The 15880-nt window shown below is 67.2% G+C and carries 14 protein-coding genes and 1 pseudogene; 4 read left to right on the top strand and 11 right to left on the bottom strand.

Annotated features, from left to right (window positions below; genetic code table 11):
• Positions 1-138: 138 nt before the first annotated feature.
• From ACYQ2W_RS22180 to ACYQ2W_RS22140, 9 genes are all read right to left on the bottom strand, one after another.
• Positions 139-459 (bottom strand): type II toxin-antitoxin system RelE/ParE family toxin, encoded by a 321-nt coding sequence (locus ACYQ2W_RS22180; RefSeq protein WP_459872354.1) that lies wholly within the window; start codon positions 457-459, stop codon positions 139-141.
• Positions 437-667, bottom strand: a complete 231-nt coding sequence (locus ACYQ2W_RS22175) for a TA system antitoxin ParD family protein (RefSeq protein WP_459872352.1) — start codon at positions 665-667, stop codon at positions 437-439. The genes ACYQ2W_RS22180 and ACYQ2W_RS22175 overlap by 23 nt, the downstream gene beginning before the upstream one ends.
• Before the next feature lie 538 nt (positions 668-1205).
• On the bottom strand, positions 1206-1748 hold the full coding sequence (locus ACYQ2W_RS22170; RefSeq protein WP_459872349.1) for a carboxymuconolactone decarboxylase family protein: 543 nt from the start codon (positions 1746-1748) through the stop codon (positions 1206-1208).
• A gap of 465 nt (positions 1749-2213) precedes the next feature.
• Entirely contained in the window at positions 2214-2552 is a 339-nt protein-coding gene (locus tag ACYQ2W_RS22165) for an STAS domain-containing protein (protein WP_459872346.1), read from the bottom strand.
• Between the two features lie 64 nt (positions 2553-2616).
• The gene (locus ACYQ2W_RS22160) at positions 2617-3042 is read right to left on the bottom strand and encodes an ATP-binding protein (protein WP_459872343.1); all 426 of its coding nucleotides are present in this window, start codon (positions 3040-3042) and stop codon (positions 2617-2619) included.
• Entirely contained in the window at positions 3039-4997 is a 1959-nt protein-coding gene (locus ACYQ2W_RS22155; RefSeq protein WP_459872340.1) for a PP2C family protein-serine/threonine phosphatase, read from the bottom strand. Before ACYQ2W_RS22155 ends, ACYQ2W_RS22160 begins: the two co-directional genes overlap by 4 nt.
• A gap of 193 nt (positions 4998-5190) precedes the next feature.
• Positions 5191-6246 (bottom strand): methyl-accepting chemotaxis protein, encoded by a 1056-nt coding sequence (locus ACYQ2W_RS22150; RefSeq protein ID WP_459872337.1) that lies wholly within the window; start codon positions 6244-6246, stop codon positions 5191-5193.
• 3 nt (positions 6247-6249) lie between these two features.
• A complete protein-coding gene (locus tag ACYQ2W_RS22145) occupies positions 6250-6378 on the bottom strand; it encodes a hypothetical protein (protein ID WP_459872335.1) in 129 nt (42 codons plus the stop codon).
• A gap of 268 nt (positions 6379-6646) precedes the next feature.
• Positions 6647-7135, bottom strand: coding sequence for a MerR family transcriptional regulator (locus ACYQ2W_RS22140; RefSeq protein WP_459872332.1), 489 nt, complete (start codon positions 7133-7135; stop codon positions 6647-6649).
• A 307-nt stretch (positions 7136-7442) separates the two neighbouring features.
• On the opposite strand from ACYQ2W_RS22140, the gene ACYQ2W_RS22135 reads away from it, so the two are divergent.
• The 4 genes and pseudogenes from ACYQ2W_RS22135 (at position 7443) to ACYQ2W_RS22120 (ending at position 13178) form a co-directional block, all read left to right on the top strand.
• Positions 7443-9074 (top strand): ABC transporter ATP-binding protein, encoded by a 1632-nt coding sequence (locus ACYQ2W_RS22135; RefSeq protein ID WP_459872329.1) that lies wholly within the window; start codon positions 7443-7445, stop codon positions 9072-9074.
• Positions 9075-9224: 150 nt separating this feature from the next.
• Positions 9225-9410, top strand: a pseudogene (locus ACYQ2W_RS22130) (IS1634 family transposase); the annotation flags it as partial.
• Between the two features lie 517 nt (positions 9411-9927).
• Positions 9928-11019 (top strand): GNAT family N-acetyltransferase, encoded by a 1092-nt coding sequence (locus ACYQ2W_RS22125; protein WP_459872326.1) that lies wholly within the window; start codon positions 9928-9930, stop codon positions 11017-11019.
• On the top strand, positions 11016-13178 hold the full coding sequence (locus tag ACYQ2W_RS22120) for an ABC transporter transmembrane domain-containing protein (protein WP_459872323.1): 2163 nt from the start codon (positions 11016-11018) through the stop codon (positions 13176-13178). The genes ACYQ2W_RS22125 and ACYQ2W_RS22120 overlap by 4 nt, the downstream gene beginning before the upstream one ends.
• A 686-nt stretch (positions 13179-13864) precedes the next feature.
• Here the strand turns inward: ACYQ2W_RS22120 and ACYQ2W_RS22115 are convergent.
• Positions 13865-15196, bottom strand: a complete 1332-nt coding sequence (locus ACYQ2W_RS22115) for an ATP-binding protein (RefSeq protein WP_459872321.1) — start codon at positions 15194-15196, stop codon at positions 13865-13867.
• Positions 15193-15864, bottom strand: a complete 672-nt coding sequence (locus ACYQ2W_RS22110) for a response regulator transcription factor (protein WP_459872318.1) — start codon at positions 15862-15864, stop codon at positions 15193-15195. The genes ACYQ2W_RS22115 and ACYQ2W_RS22110 overlap by 4 nt, the downstream gene beginning before the upstream one ends.
• Positions 15865-15880 lie beyond the last annotated feature (16 nt).

The following is a 15880-nucleotide window of genomic DNA, read 5'->3' as shown; positions in this document are numbered from 1 at the left end:
ACCCCTTTCCGGGGAGGCGACAACTATCCTGACACAGGGGGGGAATCTGCGCTCGCCAACCACCGGAGTTTTCGAGGCTCACGGAACAGAGTGGCGTATATCTGCGTTCCGGTGTCGCCACTTCCCGTGCCGACAGGATCAGCGGATGATGCGCAGATCGGCCTTGCGCCGCTTTTTCGCGTCGCGGTAGAAGTTCTCGTGAGGCCCCGGGTAGAGCAGATAGATCACCAACTGCTCCTCCTTCCACGAGTAGCCCAGAAGGACCTCTCGGGTCTCCAGTTTGAATTTGTGGACCCGAATGTGGGCAAGGTCGCCTTTCTTCTGTTCGCCGATTTCCGGATCGGCGATGATCTTTTCGATCTCATCATCGACCAGATCCCGTTGGGCGTCGTTCAGGCGGGCGAGTGCCTTGGTGAAGGTGCGGGCCTCGAAGACCTCAATCTTTCTTTCTTCGCTCATATTTCTTGACCGCGCCGGTCTTCACTTCGGCGGAGGCGATCAGGGCGTCGCGGATGAATTCGTAGGGCAGGTCGGGGTTGTCTTCGGCGATCCGTCCGATCTGTGCCCAGTGTTCGATCTGCTTCGGGACCGAGCGGTGGTTCGCCTCGGCGTAGATCTGCGCTTCCCGGACGAAGGCTTCGTCGTGTCGTACACTCTTGGCGGTCATGGAGGTCTCCAATAAACCGTGATTGGATTTGAATCGTTTCGCAACAATTTGTCGCTTTCTGCGCGAATGATAACGCATCGGAAGGTCGAGTCAAGGTCGAGTGCCAATGGCGGTATGGAGGAGGATCGTCACCACAGGGGGGACGACATCGACGCGGGAGGCGGAGGTCCAGGGGCCATTTTTTTTCAGTCTCCCGGAACGGGGTGATGGCGGCCTTTCAGACGGCCAGATTTGTCACAGTTTTGGCACAGTGAGACCGGTGTTTTTTGATACATCAGGAAACATTGATATTTATCAACTATTTGTTATTTAAGGATAAATTCAGATAAGTTGCGATAAGGAAAGGGGTTTTTTATCGTCTTGAAAACCGTTGATGGGCAACCATCCGTGGGTTCAAATCCCACCCTCTCCGCCAAATTTTTCAATCGGTTATATCGACTTTCCTCTTCCGGGGTTTGCCGGCCCCCCAATATCCGATTGCTGTCCCAGTTTTGGCCCGGTGCGATGTGACAAACCGGAGGGGGAAGGTGAGCCTTCCTCAGGCAGCCGAGTCCCGTCCCAGACCGAAGACGTTGGAGAGCGTGTTGATGTAGTTGAAGTAGCCGGTGATGGCGACCGCTTCGACGATCTGCGTCTCCCTGTAGCCCGCTTCGCGCACCGCGTCGATCTCCGCTTGCCGCACCTTGTAGTTGTCCTTGGCCGAGGCGCGCACACAGAAGCGCAGCAGGGTCTTCTCGCCCGGCTCGCACTGGATGGCGTCGATCCCCTCCAGTGCCTCGGCGATCTGCTCGTCGCTCATGCCGAGCATCTTGGCGATCCCCTTATGCACGTCGACGCACATCTTGCAGCTGTTCTCCAGGGAGATCAGCAGGGCGATGCGCTCCTTGGTGGTGAAAGGCAGCTCGGTCTCGGCCAGCAACAGGGTCTGGACCATGCCGTCGGTGGCGAAGTAGATGTCCTCGCGTACCGCCATCAGGCGGAAGATCTCCCCCAGCTGGCCGGTCTTCTCCATGATCGGCCGCGCCCTCTCCTGGACGCGGGGGGGCATCTCTTCGTATTCGGGCAGTGTGATATGGGCCATTGTGACGTCTCTTCTTGATGGTTGCGGTGGTTGAAACGGATGGATGTTCACGGAGGTCCAGGTGTACCTCGGTCAACAATCACACGGTCCCTGTCGGGGGCTGTGCTACCCTCGCGGCCGATCCGAAAAGGGGGGCGGTGAAGGGTGTGCGGCGATCGATTGGGGGCGGGGCCTGGCTCCCCGCGCTGTTGGCGTTGAGGGCGCTGCCTTCATCCTCGATATCACCATCCTGTCGAGCATGCGGTGCAGGGCGTGGCGAGCCAGGCGCAGTTGCTGGTGGCGCGGCCGCTCGTCGCCGAGGGGTGAGGTGGGGCCGGGAGTGGTCGTGTTCGCGTCGGTGGCGTTTTCGTATTTGTAGGAGCGGCCCTTAGGCCGCGATGGTGCGAAGTGCTACGTTTTCCGTGGCTTGTGGAGGGCCGCTCCTACGGGTGAACGTGACCGCCGGTTCGATAGGGTGGGGAGAGGTCAGTCCGCCACCGCCGCCAGCGCCTCGTCACGGTCGGCGCAGACGGTGAGGAGCGTGAGGAAGCCGCTGATCTCGAACACCTCGCGGATCGGGTCGCTCATGCCGTAGAGGGCCAGCTTGCCGCCGCTCGGCTTGAGCCGCTTGGCGGCCATCAGCACCACCCGCAGGCCGGCGCTGGAGATGTAGTCGAGGTCGCCGAAGTCGAGGACCACCCGGTTCTGGCCGCCGTTGATGGGGCCCAGCACGTCCTGCTCGAACTGGGGGGCGGTGTTGCTGTCGATGCGCCCGGCGGGGCGGATGATCAGGGTGTCGTTGACGGTTTCGGTTGCGCTGTTCATGGGGTGTCGGTCTCTGTCGTGAAGGCGTTGCCGGTCTGCGGCGCCGGAAAGGGATAGGGGCGCGCTACTCCGCGTCGGCGGCGAGCACCAGGGTCAGGTGGTTGCGCACGTCGTCACGGGCGTAGCCGACGTGCTCCACCATCTTGCGTACCAGGTGCAGGCCGAGGCCGCCGATCGGGCGGTCGTCCACCTCGGAGTCGAGGTCCGGGGGGGGGGCCTCGTCCACCGGGTTGAAGGGGGCACCGTCGTCGATGATGTCCACTGCCACCTTGCCGTTCTCCAGGTGGATCTTGATCCGGATCTCGTGCTCGGCGTCGTCCGGGTAGCCGTAGGAGATGGCGTTGGTGAGCAGTTCGTCCATCACCAGATTGATGCGGAACACCGTCTTCATCGACAGCCCCGCCTCCTCGCCGAAGCGCTCCACCTCCTCGGCCAGCCGGGCGATCTCGGCCAGATCGTTGCGCAGGGTGGTGTCGAGTGTCTGGCTCATGCGTTGCTCCCTGGTTCGGTTGCCGGCCCGCCGCCGCGGTAACGCAGCGCGAGGCAGGTCAGGTCATCGGATTGTTCGGCCTCGCCGGTGAAGGCGGCCACCGCGCCGGTGATCCGCTCCACCAGCGCGCGGGCGTCGAGTGCGGCGGCGCCGGTCAGTTGCTCGATTAGCCGCACTTCGCCGAACTCATGCCCATCGGCGTCGAACGCCTCGGTGATGCCGTCGGTGAAGAGGAACAGCCCGTCACCGGGGGCGAGGGTGATCCGCGTCTCCGCATACGGTAGCCCATCGACCACCCCGAGCGCTACGCCGCCGGTCAGCGGCAGCGCCGCCACGCCGCCCTCGGCGCCCAAATGGTAGGGCGGGTTGTGGCCGCCGTTGGCGTAGGTGAGCTCGCCGCTGGCGGTGTCGAGGATGGCGCAGAAGACGGTGACGAACAGATCCAGCGGGTTCTCCCGGCAGAGCGTCGCGTTGGCCTCGGCCAGCACCTCTCCCGGCGGCGTGCCGTCCTCGGCCAACCCCTGCAGGGTGGTGCGCGAGACGGCCATGAAGAAGGAGGCGGGGACCCCCTTGCCGGAGACGTCGCCGATCACCACCGCCACCCGCCGCTCGTCCACCGGGAAGAAGTCGTAGAAGTCGCCGCCCACTTCGCGTGCGGCGGTCATGCTGGCGTGGATGGCGTAGTCGGGGCGGTCGGGGAAGACGCAGGGGAGAATCGCGTTCTGCAGCGCGCCGGCCACCCGCAGCTCCTCGTCGATGCGCTGGTGGGCCTTCTCCAGTTGGCGGGTGCGCTCCTTCACCTGGGCGTCGAGGTACTCCTCGCGGGCGAGCACCTCCTCGGCCATGCGGGTGAAGACGCGGGCGAGGCGGCCCAGTTCGTCGCGGCGCAGGGTGAGCGGTGCGAGCAGTTCCGCCTGGAAGTTGCGGTGCTCCACCTCGCGGGCGGCGCGGGTGATCGCCAGTACCGGGGCGCTCTCGCGGCGCGCCGTCCAGATCGAGACCAGCAGGCCGAGCAGCAGCACGCCGACGGCGACCAGGGCGGCACTCTCCAACTGGGCGCGGCGGGTACGCTCCAGCCCTTCGGTGGAGAGGCGCACCAGGGCCATGCCGATGGGCTGGCCATCCTCGGCGAGGACCGGGGCGGCGACGCTCAGCCACCGGTCGAGCAGCCGCGCCTGGGAGTGGCCGTCGGCGGCCACCGCGGCGAGCAGGGTCTGCTCCTCGTCGTTGGGCCGAGGGTTGCGCTCGACGCCGAAGATAGAGGCGGCGGCGATGGTATCGAGCTTGTCGTCGAACACCCAGATGGCGTTGATCTCGTTGCCGCTCAACAGCTGCTCGACCATTCGCGGCACGCCGACCCGCTCCTCCAGCTCCTTCAGGTAGTGGGCGTCGAAGCCCACCTCGACGATGCGCGGGTGGTCGACACCGGCAACGCCGACGTACTTGAAGTGGCGCTGGTCGATCTCGCGTTTGCGCACTTCCTGCACCACCCGCCGCTTGTCGCCGGTGAGCAGCGGCCAGAAGCGGCTCGCCTGGGGCTGCTCGGCGGCATCGGGGCTGAAGGTGAAGTCGACGCCGGGGATGTTCTGCAGATAGACGTGGCCCTTGGCGTCGGTGATCCAGAACTCGTCGAGGACCGTCCGGTCGGCGATCTCCCCGAGTCGTAGGTTGATCTCCCCGGGCGGGATGCCGGCCTTCTCCGCGGCGGCGACGAAGTGGGCGGTGATCAGCGCCTCGGCAACCATCTGTTCGCTCAGCGCCGACTCCACCTCGCCGGGGATGCGCCGGGCGAGCGCCGCGCTGCGCGCCAGCAGCATGGCGACCATCTCGCCGTCGGCCTTGGTCTCGCGCAGCAGGGAGCGGGTGGTGGTCCAGGTGAGCAGTGCCGTGGTCGCCACCACCGCGGCCGTGAGCAGGCCGGTGACCAGCAGGATCAGGCGGGTACGGAAACTCATGGCGGCACTATAAGGGATCACCCGCACCACCGCGAGGGGGTGTTCCCCGAATCGAGGGCACCACGCGGAAAGATTCGCACCACCCGACACGAGGGTAGGGCCCCCGCAAGCAGCGGATTCCCCAATGATTGATTTTTCCCGCCCCCTGCCCGCTACGGCCCGTCGGGCCGTAGCGGGCAGGGGGCGGAAAAAATCAATTGAGTTTGAAGCGGCTGACGATCTCCTGCAGCTGGCTGGTCAGCTGATCGAGCTCGCCGCTGCTCGAAGCGCTCGTCTCGGCGGCCGCGGAGAGCTGGTCCGCCTCGCGCTGGATGCGGTGGACCATGTCGCAGACGTCGTCGGCCATCTTCGCCTGCTGTCCGGCGTTGTCGGCGATCTGGCTGGTCATCCGGCTGATCGTCTCCACCGTGCCGGAGATGAACTCCAGGGAGTCGTGGGCGTCGTGGGCCTGGCCGGCGTTCTGCTCGGCGCGCTCACGGCCGCGGCCCATCACCTCCACCGCCTCGCCCGCCTTCTGCTGCAGTCCCTCGATCATCTGCTGGATCTCTTCGGTGGACTGCTGGGTGCGGGTGGCCAGGGTGCGTACCTCGTCGGCCACCACCGCGAAACCGCGTCCCTGCTCGCCGGCCCGCGCTGCCTCGATGGCCGCGTTCAGCGCCAGCAGGTTGGTCTGCTCGGCGATCCCGCGGATCACGTCGAGCACCCCGCCGATCTCCCGGCTGTGGTCGGCCAACTGGTCCATCACCGCCGCCGCCCGCGCCACCTCCTCCACCAGGGCGTCGACGGTGCGGATGTTGGCCTCCACCACCTCGCGCCCGCCGGCCGCCGCCTTGCTCGCCTCCCGGGCGGCGCCGGCGGCCTCGCCGGAGTGGGTGCTCACCTCGCGGATGCGCTCCAGCATCTGGCCCATCGCGTCGGCCGCCCGATTGGTGGCGAGGCGCTGCTCCTGGATCCCGGTGTGGGTCTCGTTGGCCACCTCGTTCATGGTGCCCGAGGCGCTGTTGAGGCGGGTGGAGGCGTCGGAGATCTGGCCGATCACGTCGCGCAGCCGCTCGGTCATGCGGTTGAAGCTGTCGATGATCTCGCCGATCAGGTCGGCGCTCTCCAGGCTGCACTGGTGGGAGATGTCGTTGTTGCTGATGGCGCGCGCCACCTCGGAGACCCGGCGCAGCTTGTTCAGCAGCAGCGAGTTGACCAGCCAGTAGTTGACGATGCCGATGACGCTGCCGGCGACCAGACAGCCGACCACGAATCAGATCAGCATTCCCTCTTTCCACTGGACGAAGAAGTTGGCGTAGAAGGGGAAGATCGCGCCCATCGCGAGGCCGAAACCGAGAAAACCAATCAACAGGTTACGGAGGATGCTCGGCTTTCGATTCATGACGTCTGATCCATGGGCTGGCGGGGGGTAGGCGCGGGCGGCAGTGGCGTCCGCTGTCGATGCGGTCGTCGGTTGATCCGTCAACGACGACCTTCGGCGAAGTTACTGGATTCGCCGCCGATTTTGCATCGGTGATTGTACCTAAGACCGCGCCGGTTTGCTTCAGGCCCCGTCGTCCGCTCGAACGGCAGGGAGGGTCGCATGGCGAGGGAGGGGGAATCGATGAAGGGGGGGGCGCCCCCATCGGGGGGGGCGGCAGTGGGGGGAGCTACTCCCCGCGCGGCGGGGTGCCGGTGACCAGTTGGAAAAGCTCCTCTTCCAGCAATCGGTTGCCGGTCTCGCAGTGGGCGCAGACCTCATTGCGGGGCTGGTATTCGCAGCCGAGGCAGTGCTGGATCAGCTCGTCGAGGCTCTCCAGCTCCCGCTGCAAGCCCTCCAGCTGACTGCGTCGCACCTCCACCTTGGGGATCATCTGGCGCAGGATGTGGGTCAGCCGCCGGCTCGAGTCGTCGCCGTCATCGGCGTCGCTACGCGCGGTGGTCAGTTCACGGATCTCCCTCAGCGGCATGCCCAGCCCGGCCAGCCGCAGTGCGGCGCGAAAGCGCGCGACGTCGGTCTCCGAATAGAGGCGGGTCCCCTTCGCGCTGCGGCAGGGATGCACCAGCCCCTGCTCCTCGTAGAACCGCAAGGTGCGCGGGGTGGCGTCCAGCAGCTCCGCCACCTCGCCGATCTTTCTCAGTCCGCTTCTCTGGTTCATGGCTCTCCTCGTCTCTCCTTCGGCCGCTCCGCGGCCGTTCGTTACAACGTAATTTTGACGAAACGGGAGGATTTGTAAAGCTTTTGTTTTAAGTGTTAATCGAATTCGTTACATCCGGGTCGGAATCGGCGTGCTACTGCGCGGGGGCCAGGGAGGGCGCCCTTTCCCTGTGGGGGTGGCCTTTAGGGCTGCTCCCACAGGGAAGGCCTGAGGCGCCGCCGACCACTTGCTCCAGCCCTCCACCGGCGTAGGAATCCGCCGGCGCATCCAGTACGATGGCGCCTTCATCCGAAGCGGAAGGAGCACCATGAGCGAGCGTCGCCAACCCCTGTTGCAGGTGGAGAATCTGGTGGTGCAGTTCGGACGCGAGGCGCCGCGCAGCCAGGTGGTCCACGGTGTCTCGCTGGAGGTGGGGGTGGGCGAGAAGCTGGCCCTGGTGGGGGAGTCGGGCTCCGGCAAGACGGTCACCGCCTACTCCATCCTGCGCCTCCACGACCCCCAGCAGGTGCACTATGCCGACGGGGCGGTGCGCTTCGCCGGCCGCGATCTGCTGCGCGCTCCGGAGCGCGAGCTGCGGGCGGTGCGCGGGCGGGAGATCGCGATGATCTTCCAGGAGCCGATGAGCGCGCTCAATCCGGTCTACCCGATCGGCCGCCAGCTGATCGAGTCGCTGCTGCTGCACGAGGGCTTGAGCGCGCCAGCTGCGCGCCGGCGGATGATCGAGCTGCTCGACCGCACCGGCATTCCCGAACCGCACAAGCGCTTCGACGCCTTCCCCCACATGCTCTCCGGCGGCCAGCGCCAGCGGGTGATGATCGCCATGGCGCTCGCCTGCAAGCCGCGGCTGCTGATCGCCGACGAACCGACCACCGCGCTGGACGTCACCGTGCAGGCGCAGATCCTCGACCTGCTCGACGAGTTGCAGCGCGAGTTCGATCTCGCGGTGCTGCTGATCACCCACGACCTCAACATGGTGCGCCGCTTCGCCGACCGCATCTGCGTGATGGAGCGGGGCCGGCTGGTGGAGCAGGCGACGGTGGACGAACTCTTCGCCAACCCCCGCCACGACTACACCCGGCGACTGCTCGACGCCCAGCCTGAGCGGATGACCCGCGAGGATGTCGGGGTGACCGGCGAGCCGCTGATGGAGGGGCGTGGGATGCGCTGCCTGTTCCCGATCCGCCAGGGTTTCCTGCGCCGCCGGGTGGGTGAGGTGCGGGCGGTGGACGGGGTCGACGTGGCGATCCGTCCCGGCGAGACGGTGGGACTGGTGGGCGAGTCGGGTTCCGGCAAGTCGACCCTCGGCATGTGCCTGCTGCGCCTGCAGGAGTGCGACGGGGAGATCCGCTTCGACGGCCGCCGCCTCGACACCCTGCGCGGGCGGGCACTGCGTCCGCTGCGCCGCGACTTCCAGGTGGTGTTCCAGGACCCCTTCTCCTCGCTGTCGCCGCGGATGACCGTGGAGCGCATCGTCGGCGAGGGGCTCGACGTCCACTTCCCGAAGATGGGCAAGAAGGAGAAGGACGCACGGATCGACGCGGTGCTGGAGGAGGTAGGGCTGGAGCCGGCGATGCGCTGGCGCTATCCCCACGAGTTCTCGGGCGGCCAGCGCCAGCGCATCGCCATCGCCCGCGCGGTGGTGCTGGAGCCGCGGCTGATCCTGCTCGACGAGCCGACCAGCGCGCTCGACGTGTCGGTGCAGAAGCAGGTGCTGGAGCTGTTGCGCCGGCTGCAGCGCGACCACGCCATGAGCTATCTCTTCATCACCCACGACCTCAAGGTGATCCGCGCCATGGCGCACCGCATCCTGGTGATGCACAACGGCGTGGTGGTGGAGGCGGGGGAGACCGCGGCGCTGTTCGAGGCGCCCCGTCACGACTACACCCGCAGCCTGCTGCAGGCGTCGCTCTTCACCGATTATTCCGCCGCCGCCTCCTGAGTCCACCCCTGCGGGGCGGCTCGGGAGGCGGCGGAATGATCGAGTTCGTATGGTGAGGCAGCGGAGCGGACGACACGGGACGCTGGAGCGTCCAGCCCTGCGTCGCGTTACCACGCTGGAGCGTGGGAACGATCAATGAGCGGCGCGTAGCGCTCCGCGGTACTCGGGGCGATCATCGGGCGAATGGCGGAGCCGGCCTCGGAGTTGGCGACCCACCGGTGGTTGGGTGAGCGTAGCGGGCGGGGTGAGCTGCTGGATACGGATTTCGAGGCGATGAGCCTCATGCAGCTCTACCGCGCCTCGGATCGGCTGTTCAGGCGCCGGGAGGCCATCGAGGGACATCTTATGACGTTGTCGGAGGATGGGCGCGGGAGGTCCGCCTGTGTTGCCACTCCGAGCGGCGCGCGCGCAAGGCGGAGGGAATCGCTCGCCGTTTCGCCGAGCGTTTCGAAGGCGAACTGCGCAAGCTCTCCGAGGGGCTCTCCAAGCCCCGTACCCAGAAACGCAGATGGGCGGACGTTGCAGGTGCGAAAGGCAACGCGCGCCGAACCGGGGCAACGGGCCATCTACCAAGCGCTCGGCATCGATTCGGAGCCGGGTGGAGTGAAGAAGATGACGGTCTAATTCATCCCATCGAGGAATGGCGACTTTGTAGTGCCACTCGCCGAAAAGAAAAATCGCAACTTGTTGATTTTCGGATTAATAAAAATTTAGCTGTTCAATATGGGTTTGGGGGGGCGAGCGGCCTTGCAGGCACCGCTTGACCCGGTATTCGAGGCGATGAGACAGTGATTCGAACGCGGCGCTTTCCGGTTGCCGTACCCGTTCCTCCGCCCCGAAAAAAATAAACGCCATGGACATCCGCATCGCCACCTCCGCCGAAGACCGGGAGAAGATCTTCCGCCTGCGCTACGAGGTGCTGGTCGAGGAGCTGGGCTGGACCATCGCCGAGGCCGACCACGCGGCGCGCCGCTTCTCCGAGCCGATGGACGAGTACGGCATCCTCGGCGGCGTCTTCGACGGCGATCGGGCGATCGGCACGCTGCGCGCCAACCTGGCGCGCGACGGTTCCCTCGGTAAGTACGAGACGCTCTATGCCCTCGACCACGCCGATCCCTGCTACCCGGAGCAGACCGGGATCATCACCAAGATGCTGGTGGACAAGGAGCACCGCCACACCCTGGTGGTGCCGCGCCTGCTGATGTGGGTCTACGGGTTGGGGCTGCAACTGGGCATCGCGCGCGCCTACGTCGATTGCAGCCTCGACCTGATCCCGTTCTACGAGAAGATGGGCTTCGTTACCTACACCGACGACGTGGAGACCGAGGAGTACGGCGTGATCGCGCCGATGCGCCTGGAGATCAACGACTTCGACTACCTGGAGCGCATCCGCAGCCCCTTCTGCCGCGCGCTGAAGCAGTTCCAGCAGGGGCACATCGACGCCTACCTGGAGAGCTGCGGGGGTGATGAGGGGGCCGACTTCCCCCGCGGCCCCTACCGCTCCGGCCTCACCTCCGAGCGCGCCGACACCCACCTCTTCGACGGTCTCGACGACGGCGCGCTGAAGCAGGTGTTCCGCGCCGCCGCCACCAAGTCGTTCGCCGACGGCGAGGCGATCTTCACCAAGGGTGATCCGAGCTGGGAGTTCGGCGTGGTGCTGAAGGGGCGTGCGGCGGTGTCGCGGACGATCGACGGCAAGGAGCGGGTGGTGGCGCTCTTCTCCCGCGGCGAGGTGCTCGGCGAGATGGGCTTTTTGCGCAACGTGCCGCGCAGCGCCACGGTCACCGCGCTGGGCGGCTGCGAGATCGCCGCCTTCCCCTCGGCGGTGATGGAGCGCCTGCTGCAGAAGGAGCCCGGCATCGCCGTGCACCTCTTCCGCAATCTGGCGATCATCCTCGCCGAGCGGTTGGCCCAGGCCCACGACTGGCCCGGCGAGATCCAGTGATCGGCTTCCTCGCCTGGGCGCTGCGCACCGTCCGCCCGTGGCGCGGTCTGCTGGCGCTGCTCCTGCTCTTCACCCTGGTGCAGATCGCCTACCTGATCGGCGCGCCGCTGCTGTGGAAGATGATCTTCGACGACGGCATCGCCCACCAGGACAGCTCCGCGCTGGTCACCGCCATCGTCTACCTGGCGGGCCTGCTGGCGCTCTTCGCGGTGGCCAACGCCGGCCACGAGTGGGTCGGCGGGCGGTTGGCGGTGAATGGGATGAACCGGCTGCGCCGGCGCCTGTTCGATCACCTGTTGGCGCTCTCGCCCCGTTTCCACGCCGCCACCCGCGCCGGCGAATTGGCCGACCGCTTCTCTGCTGATCTGGGCGCGATCGAGACGGCGCTGGTGCGCGGTTTTCCGCAGTTGGTGACCCATGGCCTGTCGGCGCTGCTCAGCGTGGTGATCCTGTTCCTGATCGAGTGGCGCCTCGCGCTGGCCACACTCGCCTGCATGCCGCTGATCTTCCTCGCCTCGCGCCCCTTCAGCTCGCGCGCGAGCGGCGCCAACGACGAACTGCGGCGCGAGGGCGCCGGGGTGGTGCAACTGGTCCAGGAGAGCGCCGCCGCCCACCTGGTGGTGCGCCTCTTCCGCATGCAGGCGGAGCGCCGCGCGGCGCTGGATCGAATCCTCCACCGGCTCGCCCCGCAGGCGCTACGCGCCCACTTCCTCTCCGGCGTGGTGGGGCGCTCGGCCCATGTGGCCAGCGGCTTCATGGAGCTGGTGATCATCGGCTACGGCGGCTACCTGACCCTCACCGGCGCGATGACCCCGGGCCTGCTGGTCGCCTTCGTCGGCCTGATGTTCAACATCGGCGGCGCCATCGCCCAACTCAACAACGCGATCCCGCTGATGATCCAGGGCAACGCCGGGATCAAGCAGGTGGAGGCGCTGCTGGCGACCGTGCCCGAGGTGCTGGAGAACACCGGCGCCCGCCCCCTCGGGCCGCTGCGCGAGGGCATCACGCTGGAGGGGCTCTCCTTCAGCTACGACGGCGCGACCCCGGCGCTGGCGGGGATCGACCTGACGATCCGCGCCGGCGAGAAGGTCGCCTTCGTCGGCCCCTCCGGCTGCGGCAAATCGACCCTCCAGTCGCTGCTGATGCGCCTCTACGCCCCTGGTGCGGGCCGTATCCTCTTCGACGGCATCGACCTGCGCGAACTCACCGAGGACTCCCTGCGTCAACGCATGGCGGTGGTGCCGCAAGGCCCGGTGCTGTTCGATGCCACCATCCGCGAGAACCTGCTGCTCGCACGGGCGGACGCCACCGAAGAGGAACTGCTGGCGGCGACCCGCGCCGCCGCCGTCCACGACACCATCCTCGCCCTCCCGGCGGGCTACGACACCCCGGTCGGCGCCGGCGGCGGCAACCTCTCCGGCGGCCAGCGCCAGCGCATCGCCATCGCCCGCGCGCTGCTGCGCGAGGCCGACATCCTGCTCCTCGACGAGGCCACCTCCGCCCTCGATCCAGCCTCCGAGGAGGCGGTAAACGGGGCGACCGCGTGCTGGGCGGAGGGGCGCACGGTGATCTCGGTGAGCCACCGCCTGCAGGCGATCCGCGACTACGACCGGATCTGCGTCTTCGCGGCGGGCCGGCTGGTGGAGAGCGGTCGCCACGACCAGTTGCTCGCCGCCAACGGGCTCTACGCTGAGCTATGGCGCAAGCAGCACGGCTTCAACTACGCCGAGGAGGGCGTCGTCGCCGGGATCACCGTCGAACGCCTGCAAGCCATCCCCTTCTTCGCCGACTGCGACCGCGACACCTTGGAGCAACTGAGCGGGCTGTTTTCGGCCGAGCGCTTCTCCGCCGGGGGATGGGTGTTCCGGCAAGGCGACCCCGGAGACCGCTTCTACGTGGTGGTGCGGGGCGAGTTGGCAGTCATGGAGGAGGGTGAAGAGGGGGCGCAAGCGGTGCTGCGCGAACTGGGCGACGGCGACACCTTCGGCGAGATCGCGCTGCTGGAGTCGCGCCCCCGCACCGCCACGGTACGCGCCAAGTCGGAGACCCTCTGCCTGACCCTCTCCCGCGACCACTTCCTGCGCCTGATGGACGACAAGCCGGCGCTGCGTGCGCGAATGCTGGAATCGATTGGGGAGATCCGGGAGGGCGGGTTGTGATATCGCACGCCGGGTGGAGCACCAAGCGGAGCAATGCGTCGAGTTACTGTCCTTGTGCGCGACCTCAGCATTGCGCACGTGATTCTTGCATGTTCTAAATTTCTCTTCAGGTTCTTTCTCCCATTTTTAATATAGCGACGAGCATTTTGCTCCGGCAAAATCCACGCATTTTCGGAAGTCGTCGATTTTCTTGCTGATGACCCCTTTCACAGTAAGAGCCGCTCTCTGAATGTAGGGCGGATTGGCGATCGCGTAATCCGCAAGAATCGGGGCGGATTCCGGCGTAGGTGCCTTCGTTCCCGGCGGATTACGCTGTCGCTAATCCGCCCTACGGGGCACCGTGGCTGGAGGGTGAACGCTCCTCACGATATCTCGCCCTTCGCAGCGGGTTTGACGGGCTGTGATTCTGGTATTGTTCTGTGCCCGGAACCGCGACCGTATTTCCTCCTTCGCCCGACTCGCACGCCATGCCTTCCCTCCGCGACACCCTCGAACAGGCCCTGGTCGACACCCCGGTGAGCTACGACCGCTTCCGCGAGATCGTGGTGCGGCTGCTCGATGCGGGGGCGGGCCGTGCCCGCCGTGGCGCTGAATCCCGGTTCGCGGATGGTGCCGGCGGAGAGGCCGTGGCGGGCACGGACCGCCCTATGCGGCACCTGTGCCAGTGCGGAGGTGCATGCCCTCCGCTACAGGCGCCGGCATCCGGGCAGCTCGAGCCGGACGCCGGCTCCGCCGAGGTCGCTGGGGCCGAACTCGAGCCGGCCGCGGTAGGCGTGAACCAGATCGGCCACCATGGCGAGTCCGAGTCCGTGACCGGGCGTCGCCTGATCCAGACGCACGCCCCGTTCGAGCACGCGTGAGGCGGCCTCTTCCGGGATTCCCGGACCGTCGTCTTCCACCACGATCGCCACTCCATCGCCCGCACACCCGACGCTGACCCGGATTCGTGACCGGCTCCATTTGAAGGCGTTGTCCAGCAGGTTGCCGAGCAGCTCCAGCAGATCGCCTTCGTCGCCGCGGAAGTCGGCGTCCGCGGCGAAGTCGCGGATCACCGTTACCCCGTGATCCCGGTAGACCTTGTGCAACGAGGTCAGCAGACGCTCGACCAGCGGTGCGATCGGCACGGGCGCCACCATCGCGGAGCGCCCGGCGGTCGCCGCCCGCGCCAATTGGTGCTGGACGATCCCGTCCATGCGCACCACCTGCTCCTCCAGCGTGCGCGCCGCCTCGTCGTTGTCCACCTGGATTCCTCGCAGCACGGCCAGCGGGGTCTTGAGGCTGTGGGCGAGGTCGGCGAGGGCGTCGCGGTAGCGCGCCAGCTGGCCACGTTCATGGTGGAGCAGGGTGTTGATGCTGGCGGTGAGCCGGCGCAGCTCGCGCGGATAGTCGCCCTCGATGGCGGACTGCTCGCCGTGCTCGATGCGCCGGATCTCGCCAGTCACGCGGCGCAGCGGGCGGAGTCCCCAGGTGAGTGCTCCGGCCTGGCTCAACAGCAGCAGCAGCGACATCGCGCCGAGCCAGCCCCACAGGTTGTTGCGATAGCCGCTGAGCTGGCGCTCGAACTCCGTCAGGTCCTCATAGACGGCGAAGGTGAGGGGGTGATCGCGCCCACCGGTCTCCCAGCGTACCCGCAGGGAGGCGACGAAGTAGTCGTTGCCGCCGACGGCTCTGCGCCGGAACTGTTCGAGGGGGCCGCCCGACGGGGGCGGCAGTTGGAGGCCGAGGGCCGACGGGGAGTGCCACAACGCCTGGCCCCGGCCGTCCCGCACCTGGGCGTAGAGACCGGAGCCGGGCAGGCCGAGGCGCGCCTCGCCGAGATCGGTTGGCATGACCAGCGTGCCGTCGCCGTCCAGCTCCGCGTCGGCCATCACCAGGTAGAGGCGCGCGAACAGCCGCTCCCGCTCCGCCCGCTCCGCGCTTTCGCGAAATCCGCGATCCAGGGCGAATGCGGTGAGCGCCACGAACACCACCAGCACGGCGGCGGCGATCAGGCTGACGCGGGCGGTAAGCGAGGTCACGCGGCGGCGAAACGGTAGCCGCGGCCGCGCAGGGTCTCGATCGGCTTGCGCCGCCCGTCCGGATCGATCTTGCGGCGCAGGCGTCCCATCAGGACCTCGATCACGTTGCTGTCGCGGTCGTCGTCGTGGGGGTAGAGATAATCGGAGAGTTCCGGCTTCGGCACCACCTGGCCAGGGCGGCGGGCGAGGTATTCGAGCAACCGGTATTCGAAGGCCGTCAGTTCCACCTCGCGGCCGGCGACGCTCACCCGCTGCTGGTGGGTGTCGATGGTGAGATCGCCGAAACCGAGCGTGTCGCGAGCGCCTCCGCCCGCCCGGCGCAGCAGGGCGCGAATCCGGGCCACCAGCTCCTCCATCACGAACGGCTTGACCAGATAGTCGTCGGCGCCCGCCTCCAGGCCGCTCACCTTCTCCTCCCATTTGCCCCGCGCGGTGAGGATCAGCACCGGCAGGGTGTGGCCGCAGCGGCGCAGCTCCCGGATGAGGTCGAGGCCGGGCAGTTCGGGCAGGCCGAGGTCGACCACCGCGAGATCGACCGGGTATTCGGTGGCCAGGTAGAGCCCTTCCCGGCCGTCGGTCGCGGTGTCCACCGCATAGCCCTCCGCTTCGAGGCGCGTGCGTACCTGATCGAGCAGGGCGGATTCGTCTTCGATCACCAGCAGACGCATCACACGTTTCCGTTAA

It is taken from the genome of Endothiovibrio diazotrophicus, from assembly GCF_054657215.1.
The sequence above is the reverse complement of the archived record's forward strand: the minus strand, read 5'-3'. Positions and strand labels throughout refer to the sequence as shown.